The organism is Bartonella sp. MU70NMGDW (assembly GCF_042194085.1).
Taxonomy (GTDB): Bacteria; Pseudomonadota; Alphaproteobacteria; order Rhizobiales; family Rhizobiaceae; genus Bartonella; species Bartonella grahamii.
On the sequence record NZ_JBHIMK010000095.1, the window covers coordinates 1 to 6,117 of the forward strand.

Consider the following 6,117-nt stretch of genomic DNA (forward strand, 5'->3'; position numbering starts at 1 on the left):
GTTTTTTCAGGAGTTACGAGTGGTTATCTGATTAGTTTTCCATTTGCTGCATTTTTTATTGGCTTTATGGTAGAATTGTTTTGGCAGCGGTTAAATTTCATAATATTATTTCTGATAAATACTGTGTGCGGTATTGGGATAGTCTATTCTTTTGGAATACCATGGGTAGCTTATATGACTCAGGTTCCTTTGCTAACAGTTTTAATAAGTTCATTAGGTTTTTTGGCTGGTGGTTTCTTGAAAGTGCTGATTGCATCCTTTGTAGCGTTGACTATTAAGAAAATCGTTCCTCTCATTCATCCGGAAAAGGGGTAGTTCTGTACTGAAGAACAATTTTTGCCAAATGTATGTAGATTAAAAATCGCTACAGAATACCATTCTGTTTTGTCTACTTTATGTCATGTTTCCATTGGGCGATTCTGAATATTACGCTAGCAATTTTTATGAATTCCTTTGCAAAAGAATTAAAGAGCACGCACGGTAATGACGATGCAAACCAAAGATGTCACGGAGATTTTAAAAAGACTGGGCTGGGAGCCTTATCGTGATAACGTGGGTGATACTTTTGCGCATTATCATCTTCCCGATCGCATTGTCGGCATTGGCTATGGTGTAAAAAATTATGGAGAGAGAGGCAAAGAGTTTTTGCTTTCGGCTGATCTCACCACCGCTGCTTATTGTCTTGGCTGGGAATATTCTAGAGGTGAAAAATCACAGCGTAAATATGGAGACGTGCTGTTTTACGCGAAGGAGGATTTTAATGTTAAAGCTCCAGATCTTTTGGAAAGCCATATCACAACCGCTTTAAACAAAGTGGTTGCATGGGCGCAAGCACAGGATATTGAAAAAAAGTTGTGCGAGGAAGCTGCTGATCATTCTGCCGTTGCACAAGCATTACTTGGTGATATGGAGGCTTTAAGGAGTGATAGATCTACTCCAAAACTATCTGTGCCAGAATTTGCTGATTATAAAACAATGACATCGGATGATCGCCTGCTTTTTTTTTTGCGCAAGCCTATAAAAATGGGGAATTAGACGATATTCTAACGCGCAAAAAAACCAAACAGCGCTCGATAAGCCTCACAGCAGCAATGCGCGTTCTCAAAACACAAGGGTGGTTTTCTACGGAGCCTGGAAAAATGTGGTTGATTTTGCCCGACCGCTTCATTCAATTTGATTTTGGTTTTATACGTCTCCATGACAATTACAATGTCCGTATTGAAGCTGAAATATCTAATGAAATGATTTCTGTCGCTTGCAATTGTATTCACTATAGTGAGGAATATTGGTGCGTTTCTCCTACGGGGCTTTATAATTCTTTTAACACGATTGGGGGGGGGATTTTTAGTGGTTTTGATAAAGGCATTGATATTTGTGTAGAGACATTAGATGAGCAAGAGCTTATCAAAATCTCTGAGCGGATAATACAGTGGGCACGTGCCCAAGATTTACAAGCATCAATAGAAAGCAAAACGCTTATCCAAAAATATAGCTACAATATAGATATAGTCTGGCATTTAGCTTGTTTAGCATTAACAGGTCAAATTGATGTCCTGAAATCTTATCAAAATTTTTTAGAAGCAGGTACGATTTCTGAAATTTTGGATGACCGTGAAGTAGAGAGATATATTAACCAGACCGTTCAATTTGCTGAAGAATATCTGAAAATCCTTAATGAGCGAAAAGCTATAGATGATCGTCTTAGTTTACAAGATTTGTCTTTTCTTAATACAGTTTCTGAAGACTTAAAAAGGATGGACTGGACAGTCTATCGTGATAAAAATTACAATTGCAATGCTTATTTTATAAAGAAAGATCGTATCATTAATATAGTGTACGACCTTGATAAAAACGGAGAGACACCATTTGTTACCTTCAAGGTTTCTCTTTCAACACTTGGTTTTTCTACAGCTTATCGATCTATTTTCATCAATACTCCCCAATATACCGTTCTTAAAGAATCAGAAGAAGTTTATGCAGTTTCTAGTACTGAATTGGATGAAGGCAAGCTGAAACAGATCAGTGCGGATATTTTGTGCTGGGCTGATCGACAAAATGTGAATCAAATCATCTATGATTATGCGGCTTTGTCCCCAGACAGTGAATATGATTTTGCGAAGTTGCACCTTATTGCACTTATTCTTATTGGGGATGTTGAAAAACTCAAATTTTATAAGGAAAGTTTGAAGGATAAAAACTTTTCAGCTTTGATAAGGGAAAACATAGCACATATTATTGATAACGTCCTTACTCTTGCACGCCGTTATCGGACTGGTTTTCCTAAAAATGCTCCGATTTTAAGCTTGGATGCGCAAACAGCATCTGTTGCTTCTAAAACAACTTCTGTTGAAGTGGCAGAGGAATTGGATGAAGTGGATGACACTGATGATCGTCTCACCATGGAAAGTGCTCATGCAATTTTAAAAAGCCTAGGCTGGTCAACCGAGAAAATCAATGAGAATGACCATATGGCAAGCTATCAATTGGCTGATCGTGAAGTAGATATTCTTTATAACGACGAAATTGCCAAAGACTACCCACAATTTGATAGCGCCTTTTTGATTAGCACGGGCATTCTTTCCACCGCTTGTAAATTCATTGATCCTACCCACACGGAAGATATTCCAGATATACAGCTTAATTTTGAAGCCAAGGGATTAGAAATCTTTGAACCAGAAGTCACTGCGGATCGCTTAAAGCAAGCACTTGATGATGCGCTAGAATGGTCAGTCAAAGACATTGACCTTTCTGAAAGACTTCGCTCTGATTATGGCACTGCTCCTTGGCAACAAGATGCAACATCTAAAGCAGATAATACGGATTATGCTTTACTTCATCTTGGCGCTCTTGCTTTATTGGGTGATGTTGAGACCTTACAATCTTATCAGCAAAGCTTTACGGCAGGTGATCACCTAGGCTTTGACGAAAGCATCAACAAAACCCACCTTGAACGTGCATTAGCTTTAGCCAAAGAAGTAGCAAAGGTGAAGCAAGTGAGTTACGCTTTGATTAAACAGGTGGCAGAAAAGCTTGATGATCACTCAGAGCTTTTTAGCGAGGAATAACCTCGCTCTTGGAAGGAGAGTTTATTTAAGTCTATTTAGAACAAAGAATAAATTGATTATTTTGAAAAAATCGAGGGGATTATGAATCATGAAATGGATAAAGAAAAAAAGTATGGGGGCAGCTGAGCCTATGGAATTTAAAGGTCAAAAAGTTTATCAGGAAGATGAACTGTTTGATCCTGAAACAGTTTCTTCTTGGAAAGAAAAAGGACACATAATAACAGGTACAAATGTGGAAAGAATGGCATCAGGAAGAGCTCCTATTGGAGTCGATTGTAGGCCTATTATGTTACATCCTGTGACACAAGAACAAGATAGTCCTCTCGTTGAGGTTCTCTACTCATTTTATCAAGACAAGAGTTTGGTTGCTCATATGAAGCCAAAGACAAATTTTATCAAAAAAGTTATTTGTTGGATTTCAAAAAAAGTCTCCTAAGCAGGAAAAAAAAAGTAATTATTGCAAATATTGGAGTAATGACACTAAAAGGCGCTCTCTAAGCTTTAATGATCATCCCCTTTAATTATATCATATATTGTAAATGCGAGATGATTTTACAGACACAGATGAGAAAAGAGTTCCTTCAAAAAAATATCTCTTATGATTTTATCAATCTCATCCCAATTCCATTGGCTATGGTAGAGAAATATTGATCATTAGAAACACTCATTATGAGTAAAAACACGCTGTGACTTATGGAGAAAAATTTATGAAAAGTTATACTTTATCAGATGTTGCACAATATATTGATATGCATAGTCATGCTATTAATTTTGGTACTAAAGATAATGCTCCTGATGATGTAAGGATTAAAACAGCTGAGAATACTCTCGATTTACAATTTACCTCTTCCTATAAGGGTTTTTTAAAAAATTATGGAGGAGGAGAAATTGGAGGTGAAGAAATATTCAGTATTTATGAAATCTGCGCAGGTATTCCTGCTGGTGATATTGTTTACCGAAATTTGCTCGATAGAAGAGATGGCTTTACGGACCCCAAACAACTTGTTATCTGCACAACTGATTTTGGTGAAACCTTTTATTTTGATTATACGCAGTTTCGGGATGGAGAGTGCCCGCTCTATCTTAAGTTTCCACTTGACGATCCCCAGTATTACGCAAGTAATTTTTATGAATTTCTCTGCAAAAGAATTAAAGAGTATGCAGGGGAGGATTCATGAAAACCTATACCTTAGATGATGTTGCAGTATTAATTGATAAAGTTAATAAATATAATGATGATATTATCAATTTTCGTACTGAAGAAAATGCGGCTGATAATCTACAGATTGAAAAGGCGGAGAAAGCTCTTAGTTTGAAATTCAACTCTTCTTATAAGATTTTTTAAAAAAACTATGGAGGAGGGGAAAAATGAAAAAAATCTTAAAACTATTGAGCTGCATGGCTCTCTTAAGTACAGCTGGATGTCAGTTAGGCAATCCTCCCCCATCGACTTTGGTTTTATGGGAAAAGCCTAGAGCAGATCGGGCTGTAATCGAACAATCACTTTTAAAATGTGGCTGGAAACCGGTTTATGCTTCTTCTAGTGATATGAATTCGTATGCAAGTGAATTTGCTTCAGTATATGAGTGCATGAAAAAAGCAGGCTTTCGATATAAATTGCAGGATTCAAAGGGGATTTATTTTACACAACCTCTGAAAAGTGACTCGTTCCTAACCGATCTCATGATAGCTGGATATCAGCAATTTATGGACAATGATACTTTTGGTCTAAGCAATACGAGAAAGAAGGAACGGGCCATGATAACTCATTTTAAGAATGAAAGAAAACGTCAACAAACAAAAAAATCTTTGCAAAAGCGATCATCAAAGCGTCCTACCCATTCTTAAAGAGTTAGTTGAACAAAAAGCACGAATGATGGAGGGAGTCAAAATAGTGCTCTTCTTTATTCAAGCGGGTGATACGTTGAATCTAGAGGTTGATCAACTCACCAACAAGGCAGTGGTAGGTTCTCTTTCCACTAGTTTTTTAGAGGATGTGCGTTTTAATCAGCCTCACAGAATTCTGGAAGCCGATCCGAAAAATAGAAAAGGTCTTGTGATCAATAAAGGGGCATGTTTTCGCTTTTATCATGGTGGTGAGAATGGGGGCAGGCACCTCTTTTACCGCATTCCAGGGCGTGGAAGGATGACTTTTGACGAAGATCTTGAAGCAGGAAAGGATTATTATATATATCTCATCTTAAAAGATCAAACGAATGAGCTATCCTTTGAGTTTTCGCAAAATCCGACGGCTCCTGATGGCTATACAGAGGATAATTCTGAAAAGATTGGTGGATTTCATACGCTATGTGCGGATGTTGGTGAGATTGAAGGTCATCTCTTATCGGGTTATCAAGCGGGAGATGTTTTGCCCAATTCTGTTTGGTGTTTAAATCACCGCCCACGTAGTAGTCCAGAAGGGATGGTTTACAATCCGTGGCATAATATTTGGGTTGATATTTATCTTCAATCAGGGACAGGTCAAAATGCAAAGTCGGCATATGGTGTTCCGATTACGATCAATCGTAGCTATGCGGATCATGCATTTGATTTTTGGTCTGTTAGTAAGAGATTTTTGACGAGTGATGAGTTCGCGTCTTGCATGTGTGGCAGTAATCAAGCAACCAGTATTGTCGGCAATCAAGCGCCTTCTCCGAAGACGTCTGGAGGACACGTTGATACAAACAATAGACGGATGATTTCGCATATTGGTTGTGAGGATGGTTGCGGTTATGTGTGGCAATATTTGTCTGGTTGTTATCCAGTGACTAAATGGCATACAGGGGAGCAAGGAAGCAGTTTACGTGTAGACATAAATGTTATGTTGGGAGGAGGCGATTGGACTGGTGGCTCTAACAATGATCATCTTGTACGGAACTTTGCGCATTCTCGTTATGTCGAAGATGAAAAAATAGGCGCTCGTGGATGTAGCGAGCCACTTTATTATAATTAGCGCGAGATTGATTAGAACATCATTTTATCCAGCCTCACTTTTGTGGGGCTTTTTTTATGGAGCGTCAGATGAGAAAGATATCGAAAGAAGGATTAGAGC

At 38.1% G+C, this 6,117-nt stretch carries 6 protein-coding genes and 2 pseudogenes; all 8 read left to right on the forward strand.

The features are described 5' to 3' along the window. On the forward strand, window positions 1-315 hold a 315-nt coding region (locus ACFIKE_RS07855; RefSeq protein ID WP_375649087.1), incomplete at its 5' end, for a biotin transporter BioY. Between the two features lie 70 nt (window positions 316-385). Next, window positions 386-484 (forward strand): annotated as a pseudogene (locus ACFIKE_RS07860) (SMI1/KNR4 family protein); the annotation flags it as partial. Between the two features lie 5 nt (window positions 485-489). Next, window positions 490-3,065, forward strand: a pseudogene (locus ACFIKE_RS07865) (DUF6990 domain-containing protein). A gap of 88 nt (window positions 3,066-3,153) precedes the next feature. After that, window positions 3,154-3,501, forward strand: coding sequence for an HNH/ENDO VII family nuclease (locus tag ACFIKE_RS07870; protein WP_375649089.1), 348 nt, complete (start codon window positions 3,154-3,156; stop codon window positions 3,499-3,501). 271 nt (window positions 3,502-3,772) lie between these two features. Further along, on the forward strand, window positions 3,773-4,243 hold the full coding sequence (locus ACFIKE_RS07875) for an SMI1/KNR4 family protein (RefSeq protein WP_375649092.1): 471 nt from the start codon (window positions 3,773-3,775) through the stop codon (window positions 4,241-4,243). Beyond that, window positions 4,240-4,410: a hypothetical protein gene (locus ACFIKE_RS07880; RefSeq protein ID WP_375626879.1), complete on the forward strand. Its 171-nt coding sequence runs from the start codon at window positions 4,240-4,242 to the stop codon at window positions 4,408-4,410. Before ACFIKE_RS07875 ends, ACFIKE_RS07880 begins: the two co-directional genes overlap by 4 nt. A gap of 23 nt (window positions 4,411-4,433) precedes the next feature. Continuing rightward, entirely contained in the window at window positions 4,434-4,913 is a 480-nt protein-coding gene (locus ACFIKE_RS07885; RefSeq protein ID WP_375626812.1) for a hypothetical protein, read from the forward strand. A 46-nt stretch (window positions 4,914-4,959) separates the two neighbouring features. Next, window positions 4,960-6,018: a hypothetical protein gene (locus tag ACFIKE_RS07890; protein ID WP_375649094.1), complete on the forward strand. Its 1,059-nt coding sequence runs from the start codon at window positions 4,960-4,962 to the stop codon at window positions 6,016-6,018. The last annotated feature ends 99 nt before the right edge of the window (window positions 6,019-6,117 follow it).

What these genes read in the sequence shown, in the direction of transcription:
- ACFIKE_RS07885 (WP_375626812.1), top strand. Translation starts at nt 4,434, where the DNA reads ATGAAAAAAATCTTAAAACTATTGAGCTGCATGGCTCTCTTAAGTACA.
- ACFIKE_RS07875 (WP_375649092.1), top strand. Translation starts at nt 3,773, where the DNA reads ATGAAAAGTTATACTTTATCAGATGTTGCACAATATATTGATATGCAT.
- ACFIKE_RS07870 (WP_375649089.1), top strand. Translation starts at nt 3,154, where the DNA reads ATGAAATGGATAAAGAAAAAAAGTATGGGGGCAGCTGAGCCTATGGAA.
- ACFIKE_RS07880 (WP_375626879.1), top strand. Translation starts at nt 4,240, where the DNA reads ATGAAAACCTATACCTTAGATGATGTTGCAGTATTAATTGATAAAGTT.